Here is a 20736-nt window from a genome sequence, read left to right on the forward strand (position 1 = left end):
CTGCACTTCGCGGGTACGGTCGCCACCGGGCTCAGGCGTCAGCGAGATGCGGATGGTGTCGCCGATGCCCTGCTGAAGCAGGATGCCGAGCGCGGCAGACGACGCCACGATGCCCTTGGTGCCCATGCCGGCCTCGGTGAGGCCGAGATGGATCGCATAATCCGAGCGGCTCGCGAGATCCTGATAGACCGCGATCAAATCCTGCACGGCCGACACCTTGGCCGACAGGATGATGCGGTTCTTGGGCATGCCGAGCTCTTCGGCGCGCGCGGCCGAGAGCAGCGCCGACTGCACCATGGCTTCGCGCGTCACCGCGCGGGCGTCGCGCGGATTGGCCGAGGCCGTGTTCTCGTCCATCAGTCTGGTGAGCAGCTCCTGGTCGAGCGAGCCCCAGTTGGCGCCGATGCGGACCGGCTTGCCGTTCTTGTTGGCGATCTCGATGATGTCGGCGAACTGCGTATCGCGCTTGTCCTTGAAGCCGACATTGCCGGGATTGATGCGGTATTTGTCGAGCGCTTCGGCGCAGGCCGGATATTCGGCGAGCAGCTTGTGGCCGATATAATGGAAATCGCCGATCAAGGGCGTGGTGATGCCGCGCTTGCGCAGGCCATCGCGGATATGTGGAACCGCGGCTGCGGCCTCGTCGCGGTCGACCGTGATGCGCACCAGTTCGGAACCGGCGCGCGATAGCGCCGCGACCTGCGCGATGGTGCCCTCGACATCGGCGGTATCGGTGTTGGTCATCGACTGCACCACGATCGGGGCGCCGCCGCCGACGGCGACATTGCCGACCATGACCTGGGTGGTTTTATGCCGGGCGCTGGGGCCGGCGACGTCGTCGTGAGGTGGTTTGATGGGTTTGTTCATGGGGCCATCGAATATCAGGTTTTGGTGACATTCACCAAGGGGGTCGGCAAGCGGCAGACCCTCCTATCGCGAGGGCCACCTTGGGGACCGGCGGATGGTAATTTTTCTATCATCGTTTCAATGGCTTATCCCGACCGGTCAAAATCCCGGCCGCGATGTGCCTGCCCGCTATATCGGACTGGAATGGCGGGATTAAAGGTCCGGCGCCGATGGTCACTCCCTTTTCATCCGGCATCCTCCGCCATAGCATCCCACCCAAAATTTCAGGGGGACCATCCAATGGCGGAGCGCGGCGGACTCATCAGCACAGTGGAACTTGCCGGCATCCTCGCGGCGCCGAACCTGCGGCTGTTCGATTGTACCACCTATCTGGAACCCACGCCCGAGGGCAGCGACGTTCCCTATATCGCGGTTCCCGGGCGCGCGAGTTTTGAGGCCGGCCATATTCCGGGCGCCGACTTCCTGGATTTGCAGGGCGAGTTTTCCGACGAAACCACCCCGCTTCGCTTCATGATGCCGTCGGTCGCGCAACTCGAAGCCGCCTTCAGCCGCCATGGCGTCGGCCCGGACAGCCGCGTCGTGCTCTACAGCATCGGCACGGCGATGTGGGCCACGCGATTCTGGTGGATGCTGAGATCGATCGGCTTCGACGGCGCTGTGGTGCTCGATGGCGGCCTCGACAAGTGGAAGGCCGAGGGCCGCGCCATCGAAACCGGGCCGGCGAAAGGATATCCGCCGGCGATTTTCACCGCAAAACCCAGAGCCGGCTATTTCGTCGGCAAGGCCGACGTGCTTGCGGCGCGCGCCGACCGCAATACCGTCATCGTCAACGCGCTCGGGCCGCAATTCCACCGGGGCCTGGAGCCGAGCCGCTACGGCCGGCGGGGGCGGATTCCCGGCAGTGTCAACGTGCCGGCGGCGACGCTATCAGATGCGCAGAGCAAGGCCTTCGTTCCGCTCGCGGAGGCCGAAAAGAAGTTTGCCGCGCAGGGCATTGCGAAAGACAAGTGCGTGGTGGCCTATTGCGGCGGCGGCATTTCGGCCACCATCGATCTGTTCCAGCTCCATCGGCTCGGCTACGACAACCTCACCCTTTACGACGGCTCGATGGGCGAGTGGGCGAAGGATGCCTCGCTGCCGATCGAGACGGATTGAAATTACGCCGGCACGTTCGGATCAGGCACAACTTGGGACCCCGTGACTTCGGGCCGGTTCACCAGATAAAGCCCCGCGATCACCAGCAGCGCTGCGGCGCCGAAGGCCAGGGTCAGCGTATCGTGCATGATGAAATAACTCGCGACCACGCCGAACAGCGGGGTGATGAAGGTGAAGGCCGACAATTTGCTGGCGGAGTAGGTTTTCACCAGTGCAAACCACAGCGTAAACGTCAGTCCCACCACCCATACGGACTGATAGGCAATCAACGACACGGACAACATTGCGGGACGATGGGTGATCGTCTCACCGGAAATCAAGGCCGCCAGCCCCAGGATCGGAACCGACAGCGCCACCTGGTAGCCGAGCGCCTTTTCCGGCGCGGCGTTGCGCAGGCGCGTGCCCTTCGCAATCAAGGTGGTCGCCGCCCACAGCGCGCCGCCGGCCACGATCAGGAGATCGCCGAGCAGCACGCTCGCATCGACATTGGGTTGCGGCACCCCGATCGCGAGCGCGACGCCGGCAAAGCTCAGGGCCAGTCCGCCCCATTGCGAACCGCGCAGCCGCTCGCCGAGGAACTGATAGGAGCCAAGCGCGACGAAGAACGGCGCGGTGTAGAGAAACACCACCGCGCGCGAGGCCGTTGTGAGCCGCAGGCCCTGATAGATCATCACGAATTCGATGCCGAACAGGACGCCGGCGAACAGGCCGGCGCCAAGCGTGCCGTCGGAAGCGAACATCTTCACCCCCCGCAGCCGCGCCATCAACAGCAGCACCGGCAATGCACCCACCGAGCGGATCGTGGCCTGCAGCATCGGCGGAATGTCCGGCAGCACCAGTTTGACGGCGATCTGATTAAAACCCCAACTGACGCAGAGCATCAGCATCAGCGCGACCGCGACCGGACTGAGCGGACGCCCGGCCGATGAACTCCCTTCATTCGATGACATGCAACCTCGTTGTCCGGCTTGCCACCGTGTTGGTTATTTCTGGCAATGCGCGCAGGTGCCGGCGATCTCAACCACCGACAGCTTTGGAACAAAGCCCGACGCGCGGGCCGCCGCATTGAGGCTCTGCGCTACGGGCGCCGCCGGAATTTCCCCGACCGAGCCACAGTCGTCGCAGATCAAAAACGCCACCATCGCCGCCGCGTCATGGTCGTGCGCGCAGGCGAGATACGCATTGCGGCTTTCGATGCGGTGGACGAGGCCGTTCTGCATCAAAAAATCGAGCGCGCGATACACCGTGATCGGCGCCGGCCGCGGCATCGATTTCGCGAGTTCGTCGATCACCTCATAGGCGCCGAGCGGCCGGTGGCTGGACAACAACGCCTGCAGCACCTGGCGGCGGATCGGCGTGAATTTCTGCGACCTTTGCTGGCAGACCCGCTCGGCGTGCGCGATCGCGTCCGCGGCGCAGCGGCCATGGTCGTGATCGGGCGGAGGAAAGGTAGGTCTGGCAGCGGTCATTGCGAACGTCATGTAACGCGGCTGGGCCGATCCGTCTAATCGGGACCTGGAATATTTGCAGTGCAGCATGCTGCGGTACTTTTCGCAGGCGATCGGGGATGCTGCCGGCTTTTCCCTGGATCACGCGGATCAGCCATGTTCCCCGGGCGGGGCTGCCCTTCCGTCAACATGCCATCAAAAAATCATAAGCTAGCTTATTATATCCAAAGCTTATGGAGGCAACCCCCGATGTCCCGCGGTCCCGTGGATATGAACTTCCTGTTTACGCTTGGCGAATTGCAGCGGCTGGTCCGTGCCTATGCCGACAAGCAAGCCGCGCGCTACGGCATCACCCGTGCCCAATGGGCGGTGCTGGCCAAGGTCGAACGCACCGAGGGGATGAAGCAGACGGAACTCGCCGAGGAAATGGAGATGCAGCCGATCACGCTGACGCGGCTGATCGACAAGCTTTGCGACAATGGGTGGATCGAACGCCGCGGCGACGAAACCGACCGCCGCGTCAACCGGCTTCATCTGCGCAAGGCCGCCCGGCCGCTGCTCGGCAAACTGAGCGGGCTGCGCTCGGAACTGACCGCGACCGCGCTCGAGGGCATCGATCCCGCCGATGCCCACCGCCTGCTCGACCAGCTCGAGGCTATCAAGGAAAACGTGCGCAACGCCATCCAGGGCGCGCCCGCGGAACCGCCGAGGAAAGAACAGCGCTATGGCTGAACCGGTATTGAAATTTCCGCCCGAGCAGAAGGGCAACCCGCCGGCCGCGCCGCGGGTGAAGATATCAGCCGAGCCGCGCCGCCGGCTGATGGCCGGCATGCGGCGTTATCGCCGCACGCTGCTGCTGGTCGTGCTGCCGCTGGTGGCTGTCATCGCCGGCCTGACCTTCTATCTCAACGGCGGCCGTTACGTGACCACCGACGACGCCTATGTCGGGGCGCAAAAGATCCTGATCACGCCCGACGTTGCAGGCAAGATCATCACGATCGCGGTCAAGGAAGGCCAACAGGTCGCGACCGGCGACGTCATGTTCCAGATCGACCCGGTGCCGTACCAGTTCGCCCTGGCGCAGGCCCGCGCCAAGCTCGACGATGCCAAATCGAGCCACGACAATCTGATTGCGAATATCAAGCTCTTCGACCAGACCATCGACATCGTGAACGCCGGAATCGCGCTGAAGCAGCGCGACGTCGATCGCAAGACCGCGCTGGTGAAGAACAGTTTTGGCTCGCAGCTCGACCTCGACAACTCTTCGGCCGCTTTGGTCACCGCGCAGGCGCAGCTGCAGTTCGTCAGGCAGCAACGATCGACCGCGCTCAATCAGCTGCTCGGCAACCCCGATTTGCCGCTCGAGCAGTTTCCGACCTACCAGCAAGCCAAGGCCGCGCTCGACGACGCGCAGCGCAACCTCAATTTGACCACGGTGCGCGCGCCGATGAACGGCATCGCGACGCAAGTCGACCAGATCCAGCTCGGCCGCTTCATTCCCGCGGGCATGCCGGTGTTCTCCGTCATCGACGTCGCGAGCCCCTGGGTCGACGCCAATCCGAAAGAATCCGATTTCACCTATGTCGCGGTCGGACAACCCGTCACCATCGACGTCGACGCCTTCCCCGATCATGTCTTCAAGGGCACGGTCGGGTCGCTCAGCCCCGGCACCGGCGCGCAATTCGCGATCCTGCCGCCGCAGAACGCCACCGGCAACTTCGTCAAGGTGGTGCAGCGCGTGCCGGTGCGGATCTATTTCGACAAGAACGACAAATACGTTCAGAAGCTGAAATCCGGCATGAGCGCCTACACCTCGATCGATACCAACCATCGCCGTTCGCTGGCGGCCCTGTTCGGCTTCACGCCGGCCGTGGCCGCGAAAGAGGACGAGTAGTGCCATGAGCACCGCGGCCGCGGCACCGATCGCCGTTCCCGGCCTGCGCCGGAACATGGTGACGATCTGCGCCATGACCGCGACCATCATGCAGGCGCTGGACACCACCATCGCCAATGTCGCGCTGCCCTATATGCAGGGCTCGCTGTCGGCCTCGCAGGACCAGATCAACTGGGTCCTGACCTCCTACATCGTCGCCGCCGCCATCATGACCGCGCCGGTCGGCTGGATCGCCAACCGGTTCGGGCGCAAACGCATCTTCATCCTCTGCTCCGGCGGCTTCACCGTGGCCTCCGTGCTGTGCGGGCTGGCGCAGGACATCAACCAGATGGTGCTGTTCCGCCTGCTGCAGGGCGTGTTCGGCGCGGCGCTGGTGCCGCTGTCGCAGGCGGTGATGCTCGACAGCTACGCGCTGCATGAGCGGGCGAAGGCGATGTCGATCTGGGGCATGGGCGTGATGATGGGCCCGATCATGGGCCCGTCGCTCGGGGCCTGGCTGACCGAGACCTATTCCTGGCACTGGGTGTTCTTCGTCAATTTGCCGTTCGGCTTCTTCACCGTGCTCGGCCTGCTGGTGTTCATGGACGAGACGAAAAAGAACCTCGAATTGCGTTTCGACTGGTTCGGCTTCTCCGCGCTTGCGATCGGCATCGGTTCGCTGCAGGTCGCGCTCGACCGCGGCGAGCAGCTCGGCTGGCTGGAATCCAACGAGATCATCGCCGAATTCATCGTCTCGGCCGCTGGCTTCTACTATTTCTTCGCGCATTCGCTGACGACGTCAAAGCCGTTCATCCAGTTTGCGATCTTCAAGGACAAGAATTTCGTCGGCGGCTGCGTGTTCATGGCGGTGATGGGGCTCGTGCTGTTTTCGACCATGGCGCTGTCGTCACCCTATTTGCAGAACGTGATCGGCTATCCGATCATCAGCGCGGGACTATTGCTGGCGAGCCGCGGCTGCGGCACGTTCGTGGCGATGATGCTGGTCGGCCGGATGCTGCGCTACATCGAGGCGCGCACGCTGATCGTCGCCGGCCTCGGCCTGACCGCGCTTTCGCTGTTCTACATGACCGGCTGGACCGACCAGACCAGCGGCTCCGAAATCGTCAGCGTGACCATCGTGCAGGGCTTTGGCTTCGGCCTGGTGTTCGTGCCGCTCTCCACGGTGGCGTTCCTGACGCTGCCCAATCATCTGCGCACCGACGGCACCTCGATGCTGACCCTGATGCGCAATGTCGCCAGTTCGATCGGCATTTCCGTCGTGATCGCGGAACTGACCGAAGGCGGGCGGCGCGTCTACGCGGTGCTGAACGAACACGTCACCCCGTTCAACCATGCGATGCAGATGCCCGACGTCCGCAACATGATCGACATGAACACCGACTTCGGCCGCGCCATGGCCGATGCGATGATCGCCGTACAGGCGCAGATCATCGCGTTTTCGCAGGACTACCAGATGGTGATGCTGTTCACGCTGTGCGCGATCCCGCTGGCGATCATGATCGGCTCGACCCGGGCGGCGCTGCGCAAGCAGTCGCTGGCGCCGGAACACGCGGTGATCGATTAGAGCGTTTTCGAGCGAAGTGGTCACCGGCTCGCGTGAAGAAAACGCGTCAAAACAAGAATCTGGAGTCCCGTTTCGATTCCATCGAAACGAAAAGGCTCTAGCGACCCGCGATGGACCCGCGGCGGCGCCTCATCGCGTCATGCGCTCAATCGAGCAGGGCGCGACAGCCAAGATCGTCAATGGCCATGAAAATCCGCTCCAGATTGTTCCACCAGATCACCGGCGGGATGCCGGCCGCCCATTGCCACACCGGTGTCGTGCTGCGCAACAGCACCGACAGGCGGTAATCGTCCTCCAGTGCATCGCGATCATAACCGGCGACGCCATGCGCCTGCAGCGTCTCATGGTAGTGGTCCAGCAGCGGCCGTTCGAATTGCCGCCGGCGGTCGGGGTACCAGTGCATGGCCATCATGTAGGCGAGGTCGCTGGTGGCGACATCGATATGCCAGCTGTCCCAGTCAAAAAACCTGGCGCCGGCGCCTTCGCCATCGCGCGGCAACTGGCAATTCCATACATGTGCGTCGCCGTGAACGATGGTGACATTGCGATGCGAGAGGTAGCGTTGCCTGAGGCGGGGTGCCGCGTCGAGCAATCGATGATAGAGCTCGCGTCGCTCGAGTGGAATACAATCGCCGAACCGATCGTTGAAGCGGGCAAGATGATCCGACAAGGTGCGTCGGCTTCGGTCAAGCGTATCGGCGTCGACCCATGTTCCAGCGGAGACGCCGAGGCCCGGATCGTCCCACCATTTTGCGTGCACGCGCGCCAGCAATTCCACGATCGTCCTGCATTGATCCGACGTCGGCGGCACCGGCCAGGTCGTGGCGGTCACGTGGGTTGCGGTAAGGTCTTCAAGCAACAGACGCCACTCGTTCGTTTCCGCGTTCCAATCGGCGTCGTAGCATTGTGGAACGATACCCGCCGGCATGCGCGGGGCAATTTGGGTATAGAACGCAACTTCCTGGCGCCCGGCGACCCACGAAGGATCCATTCGATCGCTGCGCGCAGTCTTCAGGAACAACGACGGCGGCGCACCGGAGGCATCGCCTTCGTAAGCCAGTTTCAATCGCACGATATGCGACAGGATCGTGTCGTGCGGATTTTCCGGTTCGACGGACCGGACGCGGCCGTTAGCGAGCGCGCCGGCCTTGCGCAGAACGGCCGTCAAATACTCGGCATCCGCCGCCGGCGGCAGCATGATCATCGGCGATCCCTGAGAGGCGGCCCCAGCGTGTCATACTCGGGTCTGACCCACCCAGGCAATGCCGCCGTGCCAGCTCACCCGACATTACATTGCGCAAGCTTCACTTGGCGTCGAGCTGCTGCTCCAGATCATGCAGCACCTGGTAGCACGGCAGCACCTGGGCGACGCTCGCGTTCGGCTCGCGGCCCTCGGCAATGGCGGCGAAGAACTCGCGATCCTGCAGCTCGATCCCGTTCATCGACACGTCGACCTTGGAGACGTCGATCTTCTCTTCCTTGCCGTTGAAGAGGTCGTCATAGCGCGCGATGTAGGTGCCGGTGTCGCCGATGTAGCGAAAAAAAGTACCGAGCGGACCGTCATTGTTGAACGAGAGGCTGAGCGTGCAGATCGCGCCGCTTTCGGTCTTGAGCTGGATCGACATGTCCATCGCAATCCCGAGCGTCGGGTGGATCGGTCCCTGCACCGCGTTGGCTTTGACGATCGGCGAGCGCGCCTGGTAGGCGAACAGGTCCACGGTGTGGGCGGCGTGGTGCCACAGCAAATGATCGGTCCAGCTGCGCGGCTGGCCCAGCGCGTTCATGTTGGTGCGGCGAAAGAAGAAGGTCTGCACGTCCATCTGCTGGATGTTGAAGTCGCCGGCGACGATCTTGTTGCGAACCCATTGATGGCTGGGGTTGAAGCGGCGGGTGTGGCCGCACATCGCGACCAGCCCGCTTCTCTTCTGCAAATCGACGACGGCCTGCGCGTCGGCAAGCGAATCGGCGAGCGGAATCTCGACCTGCACATGCTTGCCGGCCTTCAGGCAGGCGATCGACTGCGATGCATGCATCTGCGTCGGCGTGCACAGGATCACAGCATCGACCTCCTTGATCGCGAGACTGTCGGCGAGGTCGGTCGAGGCATGCGCGATGCCGTATTTGGCGGCGACTTCCTTGGTCGGCTCCAGCCTGCGGCCGACCAGCGACACTACCTCGACGCCATCGATGTTCTTGATGCCGTCGAGATGCCGGATGCCGAAGGCGCCGGCACCGGCGAGCGCGACTTTGATGATCTTGGTCACGTCAGTTGTTCTCCAGAATCAGATGGCCCACGGCGGTGTTGCTCGCCGGCACGTGATAGAAGCGGTGCCGGACGGTCGGCGCCTTGCCGCCATTGACGTCCTCCATGGCGCCGCGGGCGATCAACCACATCACCAGTTCAATGCCTTCGCTGCCGGCCTCGCGGACATAGTCGATATGGGGCACGGCGGCGAGCTTTTCCGGCTCGGCAATCAGGCGATCGAGGAAGGCCTTGTCCCACTCCTTGTTGATCAGCCCGGCGCGCGGCCCCTGCAACTGGTGGCTCATGCCGCCGGTGCCCCAGATCTGCACGTTGAGCGGCTCGTCGTAGGATTCAATCGCCTTGCGGATCGCCTTGCCGAGCATGAAGCAGCGCCGCCCGGAGGGCGCCGGGTACTGCACAACGTTGACGGCAAACGGGATCACCGGGCAGGGCCACGCCTGCGGCTGACCGCACATCAGGCTCATCGGCACCGTGAGGCCGTGGTCGACATCCATCTTGTTGACGATGGTGAGATCGAAATCGTCCTGGATCACCGACTGCGCGATGTGGCCCGCCAGCTTCGGATGGCCGATCAGCTTGGGCACCGGGCGCGGGCCCCAGCCCTCGTCGGCGACCGCGAATTCGGGCGCGGTGCCGATCGCAAAAGTCGGGATGATATCGAGGCTGAAGGCGTTGGCGTGATCGTTGTAGACCAGGAAAATGACGTCCGGCTTCTGGTCCTTCATCCATTGCTTGGAGAATTCGTAACCGCTGAAGACCTGCTGCCAGTAGGGCTCGCCGGTCTTGCCGAGGTCGAGCGCCGCGCCCACGGCCGGAATATGCGAGGTATAAACGCTCGCGGAAATATGGGCCATCACTTCTTCTCCCCGGTGTAGCGGTTGCCTTCGATCGAGCGGCCGCCGCCGACCATCATGTTGCGGTATGCCTCTTCGCTCATCCCGGTCATGCTGCCGGCCATCTGCTGAAAGCTCTTGCCGTCGGTGGCGCCGATCTTGGCGAGGAAATAGATGTTGCCGCCGAGCTCGATGCAGCGATTGAGGTCGCGCGCCAGCACGGCCTGCTTCTGCTCCTCGCTCATCGGCCATTCGTCGAGATAGGCGCGCTCATTGGCCTTGAAGCGCGCGCGGTTCTCGGCCTTCATCAGCGACATGCAGAACTGGTTCAGGTGGTAGCCGAGGCGCGACATGTCGGCGTCGAAGATGGTGGTGCCGGGGACATCGGTATAGGGTTTGTCGAGTGACATGGGACTGCCTCCTCAGGATTGTTCGGGCCAGTACAGCCGCATCGGGTTGTCGACCAGGAGCTTGTGCTGCAGTTCGGACGTGGCCGCGATGTGCGGGATGAAATCGACCAGCAGACCGTCGTCCGGCATGTGGTCTTTCAAGTTGGGGTGTGGCCAGTCGGTTCCCCAGAGCACGCGATCGGGAAAAGTTTCGACGATGCGCCGCGCGAACGGAACGACGTCCCGGTAGGCGCTCTGTTCGCCGTTCAGCGCGCGCGGGCCCGCAATCGAGATCCGTTCCGGGCAAGTGACCTTGGACCAGACGTTCGGATGCTCCCGCATGAATTTCACGAACAGCTCGAATTCCGGCCCGTCGACCGGCTTGGTGACATCGGGCCGGCCCATATGGTCGACCACGATCACGGTCGGCAGCGCGGTGAAGAAATCCCACAATTCCGGCAAATCCACCGCTTCAAAATAGATCACGACGTGCCAGCCCAGTTTCTCGATGCGGCCGGCGATCTCGATCAATTCCTCCCGGGGCGTGAAATCGACCAGGCGCTTGACGAAGTTGAAACGCACCCCGCGCACGCCGGCTTCATGCATCGCACGCAGTTCGGCGTCACTGACGCTGCGCTTGACGGTGGCGACACCGCGCGCTTGGCCTGCGGAATGGACCAGCGCGTCGACCATCGCGCGATTGTCGGCGCCGTGGCAGGTGGCCTGCACTACGACGTTGCGGGCAAAACCGAGGTGATCGCGCAGCGCATAGAGCTGCTGGCGGGAGGCGTCGCAGGGGGTATATTTGCGCTCGGGCGCGTAGGGATACTCGGCGCCCGGACCAAACACATGGCAATGCGCGTCCACCGCGCCGGCCGGCAGCTTGAACCGCGGCTTTGAGGGGCCGGCGTACCAGTCCAGCCAACCGGGCGTCTTCTGAAATTCCATCGTTGCGTCTCGCGTCCCTGACATGGCGTCAATCGATGTATCTGAGGCCGGCCTTCGCCAGCGGCTCGCGCATCTTGTACATGTCCAGCCCCAGCACGCCAGCCGCGAGCTTGGCGCGCTTCTCGCCTTCATTGGCCTCGCGCGCCTCGGCTGCGTCCGCGACCTGCTGGGCTAAGCCTGCGGGAACGATGACGACGCCGTCGGCGTCGGCGATGACGGCGTCACCGGGGTTGACCAGCGCACCGGCGCAGACCACCGGAATATTCACCGAGCCGAGCGTCGCCTTCACCGTGCCCTTGGCGCTGATCGCCGTGGAAAACACCGGGAATTGCATTTCCGTCAAATCCCTGACGTCACGCACGCCGCCGTCGATGACGAGGCCCTTTGCGCCGCGGGCGCGAAAACTGGTTGCCAAGAGATCGCCGAAGAAGCCGTCGGTATTTTCCGCGGTGCAGGCCGCAACCACGACGTCGCCGGGCTGCAACTGCTCGGCCACCACATGCATCATCCAGTTGTCGCCCGGCTGCAGCAGCACGGTGACCGCGGGGCCGCAGGCCTGCGCGCTCGGATAGATCGGCCGCATATAGGGAAGCATCAGGCCGACGCGGCCCATTGCCTCGTGAATGGTGGCAACGCCAAAGCGCGACAGCTTTTCGACCGCCGCCTTGTCGGCGCGGACGATGTTGCGCCTGACGATGCCGAGGTCGTTCAGCGGCATGTTCATGTTACTTGCCTTTCGCTTTCAGCGCCGCATCGAGGCGCGGGAACACCCGCCGTGCATTGCCTTCATAGACCTTCTTCTTGTCGGCCGGGCTCAGCATCGTCGTGGCCTCGATGTAGCGCTTGGTATCGTCATAAGGGAAGCCGGTTTCCGGGTCGATGCCGCGCACCGCGCCGATCATCTCGCTGGCGAACAGGATGTTGTCGACCGGGATCACCTTGGTCAGCAGGTCGATGCCGGGCTGATGATAGACGCAGGTGTCGAAGAAGATGTTCTTCAGGAGATGATCCTTCAAGAGCGGCTTCTTCATCTCCTGCGCCAGCCCGCGGAAGCGGCCCCAGTGATACGGCACCGCGCCGCCGCCATGCGGGATCAGGAACCTCAATGTCGGAAAATCCTTGAACAAGTCCGAGGTCAGGCACTGCATGAAGGCGGTGGTATCGGCGTTCAGATAATGCGCGCCGGTGGTGTGAAAGCAGGCATTGCAGCTGGTCGAGACGTGGATCATCGCGGGGATGTCGAGCTCCACCATCTTTTCATAGATCGGGTACCATTGCCGGTCCGACAGCGGCGGCGAGGTCCAGTGCCCGCCCGACGGGTCGGGGTTGAGGTTGATGCCGACGAAGCCGTATTCCCTGATGCATTTCTCCATCTCGGGAATGCAGGTTTTGGGATCGACGCCCGGCGACTGCGGCAGCATCGCGGCGCCGATGAAGCTGTCGGGGAACAGCCGGCCGACCCGCGCGCAAAGCTCGTTGCAAATCGCAGCCCAGGTCGAGGATACCTCGAAGTCGCCGATATGGTGCGCCATGAAGCTGGCGCGCGGGCTGAAGATGGTGAGGTCGCTGCCCCGCTCCTGCATCTTCTTGAGCTGGTTGTCGATGATGCTCTCGCGCAGTTCGTCGTCGCTGATCTTGAGCTCACTGACCCTGGGCTTGACCGAGGGATCCTTGATGCCCGCGATCTGCCGGTTGCGCCAGTCCTCAAGCGCCTTCGGCGCGGTGGTGTAGTGGCCGTGTACGTCGATGATCATTGATTTTCCTTAAAGCCATGCGCGATGGGTTTTGGAGGGTCGCGCCGTGATCCCTGGCCTGATGTCCATTGCTCGCCATCGGGAGCGCCGTCGCGCGACCGGTTGGCTCGCAGATGACGTCCGCGTCTTCCGTTAGTTCAATTTCTCGATCGCCATCGCCACGCCCTGGCCGACCCCGACGCACATGGTGGCGAGCGCGCGCTTTCCGCCGCGCTTTTCCATGCCGTGCACCGCGGTCATCGCGAGCCGGGCGCCGCTCATGCCGAGCGGGTGGCCGAGCGCAATGGCGCCGCCATGCGGGTTGACGAAATCGGCGTCCTCCTTGACCCCCAATTGCCGCAGGCAGGCGATGCCCTGGCTGGCAAAGGCCTCATTGAGCTCGATCAAGTCGAAGTCGCTGATCTTCAGGCCGAGCCGCTCCATCAGCTTGCGCGTCGCCGGCACCGGACCGATGCCCATGATCCGCGGCGGTACCGCAGCCGAGGCGAGGCCCAGGATTCGCGCGCGCGGCGTTAGCCCATGTTTCTTTACCGCGGCTTCGGAGGCCAGGATCATCGCGGCCGCGCCGTCATTGACGCCCGACGCATTGCCGGCGGTGACCGTACCGGGATTGCGCACGATCGGCTTCAGCTTGGAAAGCCCCTCGAGCGTGGTTTCCGGGCGCGGATACTCGTCCTTGTCGACGGTAGTGGGTCCGGCCTTGCCGCCGGGCACCGAGAGCGGCGCGATCTCCTCGGCGAAATAGCCCGACGCAATTGCCGCGCCGGCGCGCTGCTGCGAGCGGATCGCGAAGGCGTCCTGGTCGGCGCGCGAAACCTGAAACTCCTCGGCGACGTTCTCGCCGGTTTCCGGCATGGCGTCGACGCCGTATTGCGCCTTCATCAGTGGATTGATGAAGCGCCAGCCGATGGTAGTGTCGAAAATCTCGGCCGAACGCGAAAATGCTTCCGCGGCCTTCCCCATCACGAACGGCGCCCGCGTCATCGATTCGACGCCGCCCGCAATCGCGAAATCAATCTCGCCGGCTCGGATCGCCCGGCCCGCCGCGCCGACTGCGTCAAGCCCGGAGGCGCAGAGCCGGTTCAGCGTCTGACCGGGAACCGTCTCCGGCAAGCCCGCCAGCAATAGCGCCATCCGCGCCACATTGCGGTTGTCCTCGCCGGCCTGGTTGGCGCAGCCGAAATAGACCTCGTCGACGGCGGACCAGTCGAGCTTCGGATGGCGCGCCATCAGCGCCTTGATGGGCGCCGCCGCCAGGTCGTCGGCACGCACTTTTGCCAGCGCACCGCCAAAACGGCCGATCGGGGTTCTCACGGCGTCGCAAAGGAATACATCGCCCATTTTTTCTCTCCCTGAATGCCGTGTTTTGGCGCCAGCCGGCCCGAATGATGGCGAGTTTTAGGAGCGCCGGTGCGGCAGGTCAATTGAGGCTTGCCTTGCAGCGCCGCATTGCCCGAGGTCCGCCATGCCCACAGATTGTGCGGCGGGCCGCGAGGGCGTGGAAAACAGCAATTGCCGGACCAAAGCGATAGGATCGGGCGCAGGAATTTTGTAGTTTGCGCATCCCATGACGATCCAGCAATCCATTCCCGTTCCACCCGACGCCGCGCCGGCGGCAGACGCCGCGCGCGTCACGCCGATGATGGAACAATATCTCGAGATCAAGGCCGCCCATCCCGGGCTCTTGCTGTTCTACCGGATGGGCGACTTCTACGAACTGTTCTTCGAGGACGCCGAGATCGCCTCGAAAACGCTCGGCATCGTCCTGACCAAACGCGGCAAGCATCAGGGGCTGGATATCCCGATGTGCGGCGTGCCGGTGGAACGCTCGGAAGACTATCTGCACCGACTGATCGCCGCCGGCCATCGCGTCGCGGTCTGCGAGCAGACCGAGAATCCGGCTGCGGCGCGGGCACGCGGCAACAAGAGCGTGGTGAGCCGCGGCGTGGTGCGGCTGGTCACCCCGGGCACGCTGACCGAAGACACGCTTTTGGACGCTCGCGCCAACAATTACCTGCTGGCCATCGCGCGTGCCCGCGCCTCCAGCGGAGGCGACCGCATCGGGCTCGCCTGGATCGACATTTCGACGTCTGAATTCATCGTCACTGAATGTGGAACGAGTGAACTCGCGGCGACATTGGCGCGGATCAATCCCAACGAGGTCATCGTCACCGACGCGCTCTATGGCGATCCCGAATTGGGACCGGTCTTGCGCGAATTGCCGGCGGTGACGCCGCTTCCCCGCGATTATTTCGACAGCGCCACATCAGAGCGCCGGCTATGCGATTATTTCGCGGTCGCGACCATGGACGGTCTCTCCGCGATGTCGCGGCTGGAAGCAACTGCTGCCGCCGCCGCCGTCACCTATATCGACCGCACCCAGGTCGGAAAGCGTCCGCCGCTGTCGCCGCCATCGCGCGAGGCCAGCGGCGCCACCATGGCGATCGATCCGGCGACCCGCGCCAATCTCGAACTGACACGGACGCTGGCCGGCGAGCGGCGCGGCTCGCTGCTCGATGCGATCGACTGCACGGTCACATCAGCCGGCTCGCGGCTGCTGGCGCAGCGGCTGGCTGCGCCGCTCACCGACAGTGCTGCCATCGCGCGGCGCCTCGATGCGATCGGGGCCTTCACAGCCGACAGCGCGGTGCGCGACGAGGTCAGGACCACATTGCGCGCCGCACCCGACATGTCGCGCGCGCTGGCACGGTTGTCGGTCGGACGCGGCGGTCCGCGCGACCTTGCGGGATTGCGCGACGGCATCCTCGCCGCGGACCAGGCGCTGGCGCAACTGGCCCGGCTTGACGATCCGCCGGCTGAAATCGCCGCCGTGATGGAGGCGCTGCGCCGTCCCTCGCGTGATCTGGCGCGCGAATTCGAGCGCGCGTTGTCCGAGCAATTGCCGTTGATCAAGCGCGATGGCGGTTTCGTCCGCGAGGGGTATGAGGCCGCGCTCGACGAGTCGCGCAGTCTGCGTGACGCTTCCCGTCTCGTGGTCGCCGCGATGCAGGCGCGCTATGCCGACGCGACTTCCATCAAGGGCCTCAAGATCCGGCACAACAACGTGCTCGGCTATTTCGTCGAGGTCACCGCCCAACACGGCGACAAATTGATGGCGCCGCCGCTGAACGCAACCTTCATTCATCGCCAGACGCTGGCCGGCCAGGTGCGTTTCACTACCTCGGAGCTCGGCGAGATCGAGGCCAAGATCGCCAATGCCGGCGACCGCGCGCTCGGGCTGGAACTGGAAATCTTCGAGCGCCTCTGCGCGCTCGCGATCGCGGCCAGCGACGATCTGCGCGCCGCTGCGCGCGCCTTTGCGGTTCTCGACGTCGCCACCGCGCTGGCCAAGCTCGCGGTCGACGACAATTACGTGCGGCCCGAGGTCGACGGCTCGCTGACCTTTGCGATCGAAGGCGGCCGGCATCCGGTGGTCGAACAGGCGCTGAAGCGCGATGGCCAGCCCTTCATCGCCAATGCCTGCGATTTGTCACCGGTACCCCCACCCTACCCTCCCCCGCAAGCGGGGGAGGGTAGGGTGGGGGCGGGCCAGATCTGGCTGATCACCGGCCCCAATATGGCCGGCAAATCGACCTTCCTGCGCCAGAACGCGCTGATCGCGCTATTGGCGCAGATCGGCAGTTTCGTGCCGGCGGCACGCGCTCGGATCGGCATCGTCGACCGGCTGTTCTCGCGCGTCGGCGCCGCCGACGACCTCGCGCGCGGCCGCTCCACCTTCATGGTGGAGATGGTGGAAACCGCCGTGATCCTCAACCAGGCCAGCGAGCGCTCGCTGGTCATCCTCGACGAGATCGGCCGCGGCACGGCCACCTTCGACGGGCTGTCGATCGCCTGGGCCGCGATCGAGCACCTGCACGAGAGCAACCGCTGCCGCGCGCTATTCGCGACGCATTATCACGAACTGACCGCGCTGTCGGCAAAGCTGCCGCGGCTGTTCAATGCCACCGTGCGGGTCAAGGAATGGCAGGGCGACGTGGTGTTTTTGCACGAGGTGCTGCCGGGCTCGGCCGACCGCTCCTATGGCATCCAGGTCGCAAAGCTCGCCGGCCTCCCCGCTCCGGTGATCGCGCGCGCCAAATCGGTGCTGGCCAAGCTCGAAGCGCAGGACCGCGGCCAGACCGCACGCGCGCTCGCCGACGACTTGCCGCTGTTCGCGGTGCCCTCGCGCGCCGCGGCGGAACCCGCGCCGCCAAGCGAGGCGGAAAAGCTGGTCGAAGCCGTGAGGGCGCTGCATCCCGACGAGATGTCGCCGCGCGAAGCGCTGGAGGCGTTGTATGCGCTGAAGGCGAAACTGCCGAAGCAGTGAAACTTCGTAGCCCGGATGGAGCGCAGCGCAATCCGGGACTCCTGCCGTATGCTTCCCGGATTACGCAAGCGCTCCATCCGGGCTACGAGTGCGTGAGCCTTCGCCGTCCGTTCCACCACAACGCCAAATTCCAGCTCACGCAGGTCAGAAGCGCCAGACAGAGCCCCGCCGCCGAGCCGAACCGCAGCGCCGCGACATGCAGCACCGCGATCCCGATACCGAAACCCATCATGCCCCAGCCGCCATTGGCGACCACCGCCGCGGTCGGCTTGCCGCCGATGCGCGGGTGCAGGATCAGCATCATGCTGGAGAACACCAGCGGAAACAGCGCCAGCACGCCGCTCACATAAGGACCGACCCAGCCCGACAGTGTCACGACGGTGGCGACGAGGGTCGCGACCAGCGAGGCGCGTAGCGGGATGTCGTACCAGCGCCGCGTGATCAGCGGCATCCTGACATGCTGGAAGCGTTTTAAGAGCGGCAGGCAGATCGCAAACGTGACCGCGTTGACAATGAGGCCGCCGGTGAGCGTCCACTGAAACCACCGCGACGCTGCGGCGAGCGTGATCCACACCACGGCCGCACAACCCCAGCTGACCAGCGCGCCGTGGCGCTGCGCCAGCACGACATAGGTCAAGGCGAGCCAGATCGTGGCGGCGTTGATCGGCAGGCTCGCCAGCGCGCCATTGGCGATGAATGCCGCATCATGATCGAGCGCGAGGAATACGTAGGAGGGACCGGCCGAAATCGGCAGGGTCGCGATCAATGCACCGATCACCGGCCCGGAACGCTCGGTGATGATCGAAGCCGACACGACGAACGCCGCGGTGACCGCCATCCGCAGCGCCAGCGTCAGGAAAAAAACGAGATCGGGGGACATGGAAACCGTCGTCATCCTGAGGTGCCCGCGCAACGCGCGGGCCTCGAAGGATGGGCCACCAAGGGGCCCTTCGAGGCTCGCTTCGCTCGCACCTCAGGGTGACGGCGCGGAGGTATTGGCTGCGATACGTCTCACACCCGGTGCATCGTCACCGAAACCTTCGGGCCGTTCTTGATGGTCTGGTAGACCACGCAATAACGCTCGGTGAGCTTCAGAAGCAGATCGAGTTTCTCCTGCGGCGCATCGGTGTCGACGTCGAAGCGCAGCCGGATTTCGGCGAAACCGACCGGCGCCTCCTTGTCGACGCCGAGCGTGCCGCGGAAGTCGAGATCGCCCTCGGCGGTGACATTGCCAGACTTCAGCGGAATTTCGACCGCGGTCGCGACCGATTTCAAGGTCACCCCGGCGCAGGCGACCAGCGCTTCCAGCAGCATGTCGCCGGAGCACAGCTCAAGGCCGGAGCCGCCGGTCGCCGGGTGCAGGCCGGCCACCGCCAGCGCGCGACCGGTCTCGACCTTGCAGGCGATGCCTTCGTTCTCGATCGAGCCCCTGGCTTTCAGCGTGATGACGGCCGACTTCGGATCGGATTTATAGCGCTCCTTGATCGGAGCCTGCGTGGCGCGGAGTTCGGCGGCGTCCATTTTCTTTCTCTCCCGGATATTATTGCGCGTCCGATGTAATGGCTCTGGCTGCGGATGTCACCACCACATCGCCTCGCCTGCGGTCGATTTCGGGTCGGCGTCCGAAAGGCTCCGGTCGAGCGAGCGATCGAGCGCGGTCAACACGCGCCGCTTGAAATTGTCGAACAGCGGCGATTGGCGGTCGCGCGGCCGCGCCAGGTTGACCTTGATCTCCTCGAACAGCCGGCCCGGCCGCGGCCGCATCACCAAGACGCGGTCGGCCAGCACTACGGCCTCGTCGACGTCGTGGGTGACCAGCACGAGCGTCGGCCGCGTATCGGCCCAGAGGTCGAGCAGGTGATCCTGCAGATCGCGCCGCGTGAAGGCATCCAGCGCCGAGAAGGGCTCGTCGAGCAACAGCACTTCCGGCTGCGGCACCAGCGCCCGCGCGATCGCCACGCGCTGCGCCTGTCCGCCCGACAATTCGCGCGGCCAGGCGTTGGCCTTGTCGACAAGCCCGACGCGGGCCAGCGCGCGGGCGACCTTGTCGCGGCGCAGGGCCGCCGGCAGCTCCGAAAGCCCGAACCCGATATTGTCGGCGACGCTGAGCCACGGCAGCAGCCGCGGTTCCTGGAAGATGATGCCGATTTTCGCATGCGGCGCGGATATCGTGATGTCGTCGAGCGTCACCGTGCCCGAGGTGGCGCCGTCGAGGCCGGCGATGGCGCGCAGCAGCGTCGACTTGCCACAGCCGGAGCCGCCGATGATGGCGACGATCTCGCCGAGCCGGATGTCGGCGGAAAAACGCTCCAGCGCGTGGACGCCGTTGGGATAGATTTTTCCCAGTCGATCGAGCACCAGCATCAGGCCGCTCCACTTCTCGCGCCGAAGGCATCCTGCCAGCGCAGCAATGGCGCGCTGGCGATTTCGATCAGCCAGTCGGAGGTCTTGCCCAAAATGGCGAAGATCACGATCGCCGCCAGGATCTGCGCAGGCTTGCCCAGTTGCTGGCCGTCGAGCAAGAGATAGCCTAAGCCCTCCGACGCGCCCATGAGCTCGGCGGCGACCACGAACATCCAGCCGAGTCCCAGGCCGACACGCAACGCGACGACATAGGCCGGCAACACCGCAGGCAGCAGAATGCGCCGGATCATCGCCGGTCCGGAAAGGCGGAAAGTGCGTCCGACCTCGACGATCTTGCGATCAACCGACAGGATCGCGCCCATCACGCCGAGATAGACCGGGAAAAATACTCCGATCGCAATCAGCGCAATCTTCGATGTCTCGAAAATTCCGAGCCACAGGATGAACAGCGGCACCCAGGCGAGCGAGGGGATCGCGCGCAGCGCCTGCACGGTCGGATCGAGCAGCCTTCGCGCCAGCCCCCAATAGCCGGAGATCGCGCCGAGCAGCGTGCCGGCGGCGACGCCAAGGCCAAAGCCGGCCGCGACGCGGCTCAAGGTGGCCACGATGTGGCGCAGCAACTCGCCGGTCTTCGCCAATTCGGCGAGGGTAGCGAAGATTTTTGAGGGCGGCGGCACCAGCCGTCCGCTGGAGAGCCCGAGCCAGACGATGATTTCCCACGCCAGCGCAAGGCTGACCGGCAGCAACAGCCCGAGCGCCGGCCGCGCGAAGCGCCGCAGCCGGCCTGCGGGCGCGGGCTGCGCGATCGCATCGGTCCGTTCAAGCGCGGGCAGTTCGATCGTCATGGCCATAGCAGAACCGCGTCTCGCGGAAGATTGCAAGTTGGCGAATGGGACGATCTGAGCCCTCCCATTCGTCATGGCCGGG

General features: G+C 64.6%; 20 protein-coding genes. 5 read left to right on the top strand and 15 right to left on the bottom strand.

The window, feature by feature from the left end; genetic code table 11:
* Positions 1 to 867: (E)-4-hydroxy-3-methylbut-2-enyl-diphosphate synthase (gene ispG / locus VK804_RS09540; protein WP_325370292.1), on the bottom strand; the 867-nt coding region annotated here is incomplete at its 3' end.
* Between the two features lie 279 nt (positions 868 to 1146).
* On the opposite strand from ispG, the gene VK804_RS09545 reads away from it, so the two are divergent.
* A complete protein-coding gene (locus VK804_RS09545; protein WP_325370294.1) occupies positions 1147 to 2022 on the top strand; it encodes a sulfurtransferase in 876 nt (291 codons plus the stop codon).
* Between the two features lie 2 nt (positions 2023 to 2024).
* Here the strand turns inward: VK804_RS09545 and VK804_RS09550 are convergent, their stop codons facing one another.
* Both VK804_RS09550 and VK804_RS09555 read right to left on the bottom strand, forming a co-directional pair.
* Entirely contained in the window at positions 2025 to 2972 is a 948-nt protein-coding gene (locus tag VK804_RS09550; RefSeq protein WP_325370296.1) for a DMT family transporter, read from the bottom strand.
* A 33-nt stretch (positions 2973 to 3005) separates the two neighbouring features.
* Positions 3006 to 3491: a Fur family transcriptional regulator gene (locus VK804_RS09555; protein WP_325370298.1), complete on the bottom strand. Its 486-nt coding sequence runs from the start codon at positions 3489 to 3491 to the stop codon at positions 3006 to 3008.
* A gap of 228 nt (positions 3492 to 3719) precedes the next feature.
* Between VK804_RS09555 and VK804_RS09560 the strand changes: the two genes are divergently transcribed.
* The 3 genes from VK804_RS09560 to VK804_RS09570 are packed head-to-tail and all read left to right on the top strand — an operon-like array spanning position 3720 to position 6928.
* On the top strand, positions 3720 to 4202 hold the full coding sequence (locus VK804_RS09560) for a MarR family transcriptional regulator (protein ID WP_325370300.1): 483 nt from the start codon (positions 3720 to 3722) through the stop codon (positions 4200 to 4202).
* Positions 4195 to 5364 (top strand): HlyD family secretion protein, encoded by a 1170-nt coding sequence (locus VK804_RS09565; RefSeq protein ID WP_325370302.1) that lies wholly within the window; start codon positions 4195 to 4197, stop codon positions 5362 to 5364. Before VK804_RS09560 ends, VK804_RS09565 begins: the two co-directional genes overlap by 8 nt.
* 4 nt (positions 5365 to 5368) lie before the next feature.
* Positions 5369 to 6928, top strand: a complete 1560-nt coding sequence (locus VK804_RS09570; RefSeq protein WP_325370304.1) for an MDR family MFS transporter — start codon at positions 5369 to 5371, stop codon at positions 6926 to 6928.
* A gap of 145 nt (positions 6929 to 7073) precedes the next feature.
* Here VK804_RS09570 and VK804_RS09575 read toward each other — a convergent pair whose 3' ends face one another.
* The 8 genes from VK804_RS09575 to pcaF all read right to left on the bottom strand — a co-directional run bounded on the left by VK804_RS09575 (position 7074) and on the right by pcaF (position 14459).
* Positions 7074 to 8132 (bottom strand): aminoglycoside phosphotransferase family protein, encoded by a 1059-nt coding sequence (locus VK804_RS09575; protein WP_325370306.1) that lies wholly within the window; start codon positions 8130 to 8132, stop codon positions 7074 to 7076.
* Positions 8133 to 8232: 100 nt separating this feature from the next.
* Positions 8233 to 9192 carry a Gfo/Idh/MocA family oxidoreductase gene (locus VK804_RS09580; protein ID WP_325370308.1) on the bottom strand — a complete coding sequence of 320 codons (960 nt, stop codon included), beginning with the start codon at positions 9190 to 9192 and terminating at the stop codon, positions 8233 to 8235.
* 1 nt (position 9193) lies between these two features.
* Complete coding sequence (locus VK804_RS09585) at positions 9194 to 10048, bottom strand: class III extradiol dioxygenase subunit beta (protein ID WP_325370310.1); 855 nt, start codon at positions 10046 to 10048, stop codon at positions 9194 to 9196.
* The gene (ligA, locus tag VK804_RS09590) at positions 10048 to 10437 is read right to left on the bottom strand and encodes a protocatechuate 4,5-dioxygenase subunit alpha (RefSeq protein ID WP_325370312.1); all 390 of its coding nucleotides are present in this window, start codon (positions 10435 to 10437) and stop codon (positions 10048 to 10050) included. Before ligA ends, VK804_RS09585 begins: the two co-directional genes overlap by 1 nt.
* 12 nt (positions 10438 to 10449) lie before the next feature.
* The gene (locus tag VK804_RS09595; RefSeq protein ID WP_325370314.1) at positions 10450 to 11364 is read right to left on the bottom strand and encodes an amidohydrolase family protein; all 915 of its coding nucleotides are present in this window, start codon (positions 11362 to 11364) and stop codon (positions 10450 to 10452) included.
* A gap of 28 nt (positions 11365 to 11392) precedes the next feature.
* Positions 11393 to 12088: a 4-carboxy-4-hydroxy-2-oxoadipate aldolase/oxaloacetate decarboxylase gene (gene ligK / locus VK804_RS09600; protein WP_325370316.1), complete on the bottom strand. Its 696-nt coding sequence runs from the start codon at positions 12086 to 12088 to the stop codon at positions 11393 to 11395.
* A gap of 1 nt (position 12089) precedes the next feature.
* Positions 12090 to 13118, bottom strand: a complete 1029-nt coding sequence (locus VK804_RS09605) for an amidohydrolase family protein (RefSeq protein ID WP_325370318.1) — start codon at positions 13116 to 13118, stop codon at positions 12090 to 12092.
* Between the two features lie 132 nt (positions 13119 to 13250).
* Positions 13251 to 14459 (bottom strand): 3-oxoadipyl-CoA thiolase, encoded by a 1209-nt coding sequence (pcaF, locus tag VK804_RS09610; protein WP_325370320.1) that lies wholly within the window; start codon positions 14457 to 14459, stop codon positions 13251 to 13253.
* 226 nt (positions 14460 to 14685) lie between these two features.
* Between pcaF and mutS the strand changes: the two genes are divergently transcribed.
* Positions 14686 to 17445: a DNA mismatch repair protein MutS gene (mutS, locus tag VK804_RS09615; RefSeq protein ID WP_325370322.1), complete on the top strand. Its 2760-nt coding sequence runs from the start codon at positions 14686 to 14688 to the stop codon at positions 17443 to 17445.
* Positions 17446 to 17527: 82 nt separating this feature from the next.
* Here mutS and VK804_RS09620 read toward each other — a convergent pair whose 3' ends face one another.
* The 4 genes from VK804_RS09620 to VK804_RS09635 all read right to left on the bottom strand — a co-directional run bounded on the left by VK804_RS09620 (position 17528) and on the right by VK804_RS09635 (position 20660).
* Positions 17528 to 18325: a hypothetical protein gene (locus VK804_RS09620; RefSeq protein WP_325370353.1), complete on the bottom strand. Its 798-nt coding sequence runs from the start codon at positions 18323 to 18325 to the stop codon at positions 17528 to 17530.
* 131 nt (positions 18326 to 18456) lie between these two features.
* Complete coding sequence (locus VK804_RS09625) at positions 18457 to 18966, bottom strand: OsmC family protein (RefSeq protein ID WP_325370324.1); 510 nt, start codon at positions 18964 to 18966, stop codon at positions 18457 to 18459.
* 57 nt (positions 18967 to 19023) lie between these two features.
* On the bottom strand, positions 19024 to 19809 hold the full coding sequence (locus VK804_RS09630) for an ABC transporter ATP-binding protein (RefSeq protein WP_325370326.1): 786 nt from the start codon (positions 19807 to 19809) through the stop codon (positions 19024 to 19026).
* On the bottom strand, positions 19809 to 20660 hold the full coding sequence (locus tag VK804_RS09635) for an ABC transporter permease (protein ID WP_414642745.1): 852 nt from the start codon (positions 20658 to 20660) through the stop codon (positions 19809 to 19811). The genes VK804_RS09630 and VK804_RS09635 overlap by 1 nt, the downstream gene beginning before the upstream one ends.
* Positions 20661 to 20736: the final 76 nt, after the last annotated feature.

This window comes from Bradyrhizobium sp. (assembly GCF_035484855.1).
Taxonomy (GTDB): Bacteria; Pseudomonadota; Alphaproteobacteria; order Rhizobiales; family Xanthobacteraceae; genus Bradyrhizobium.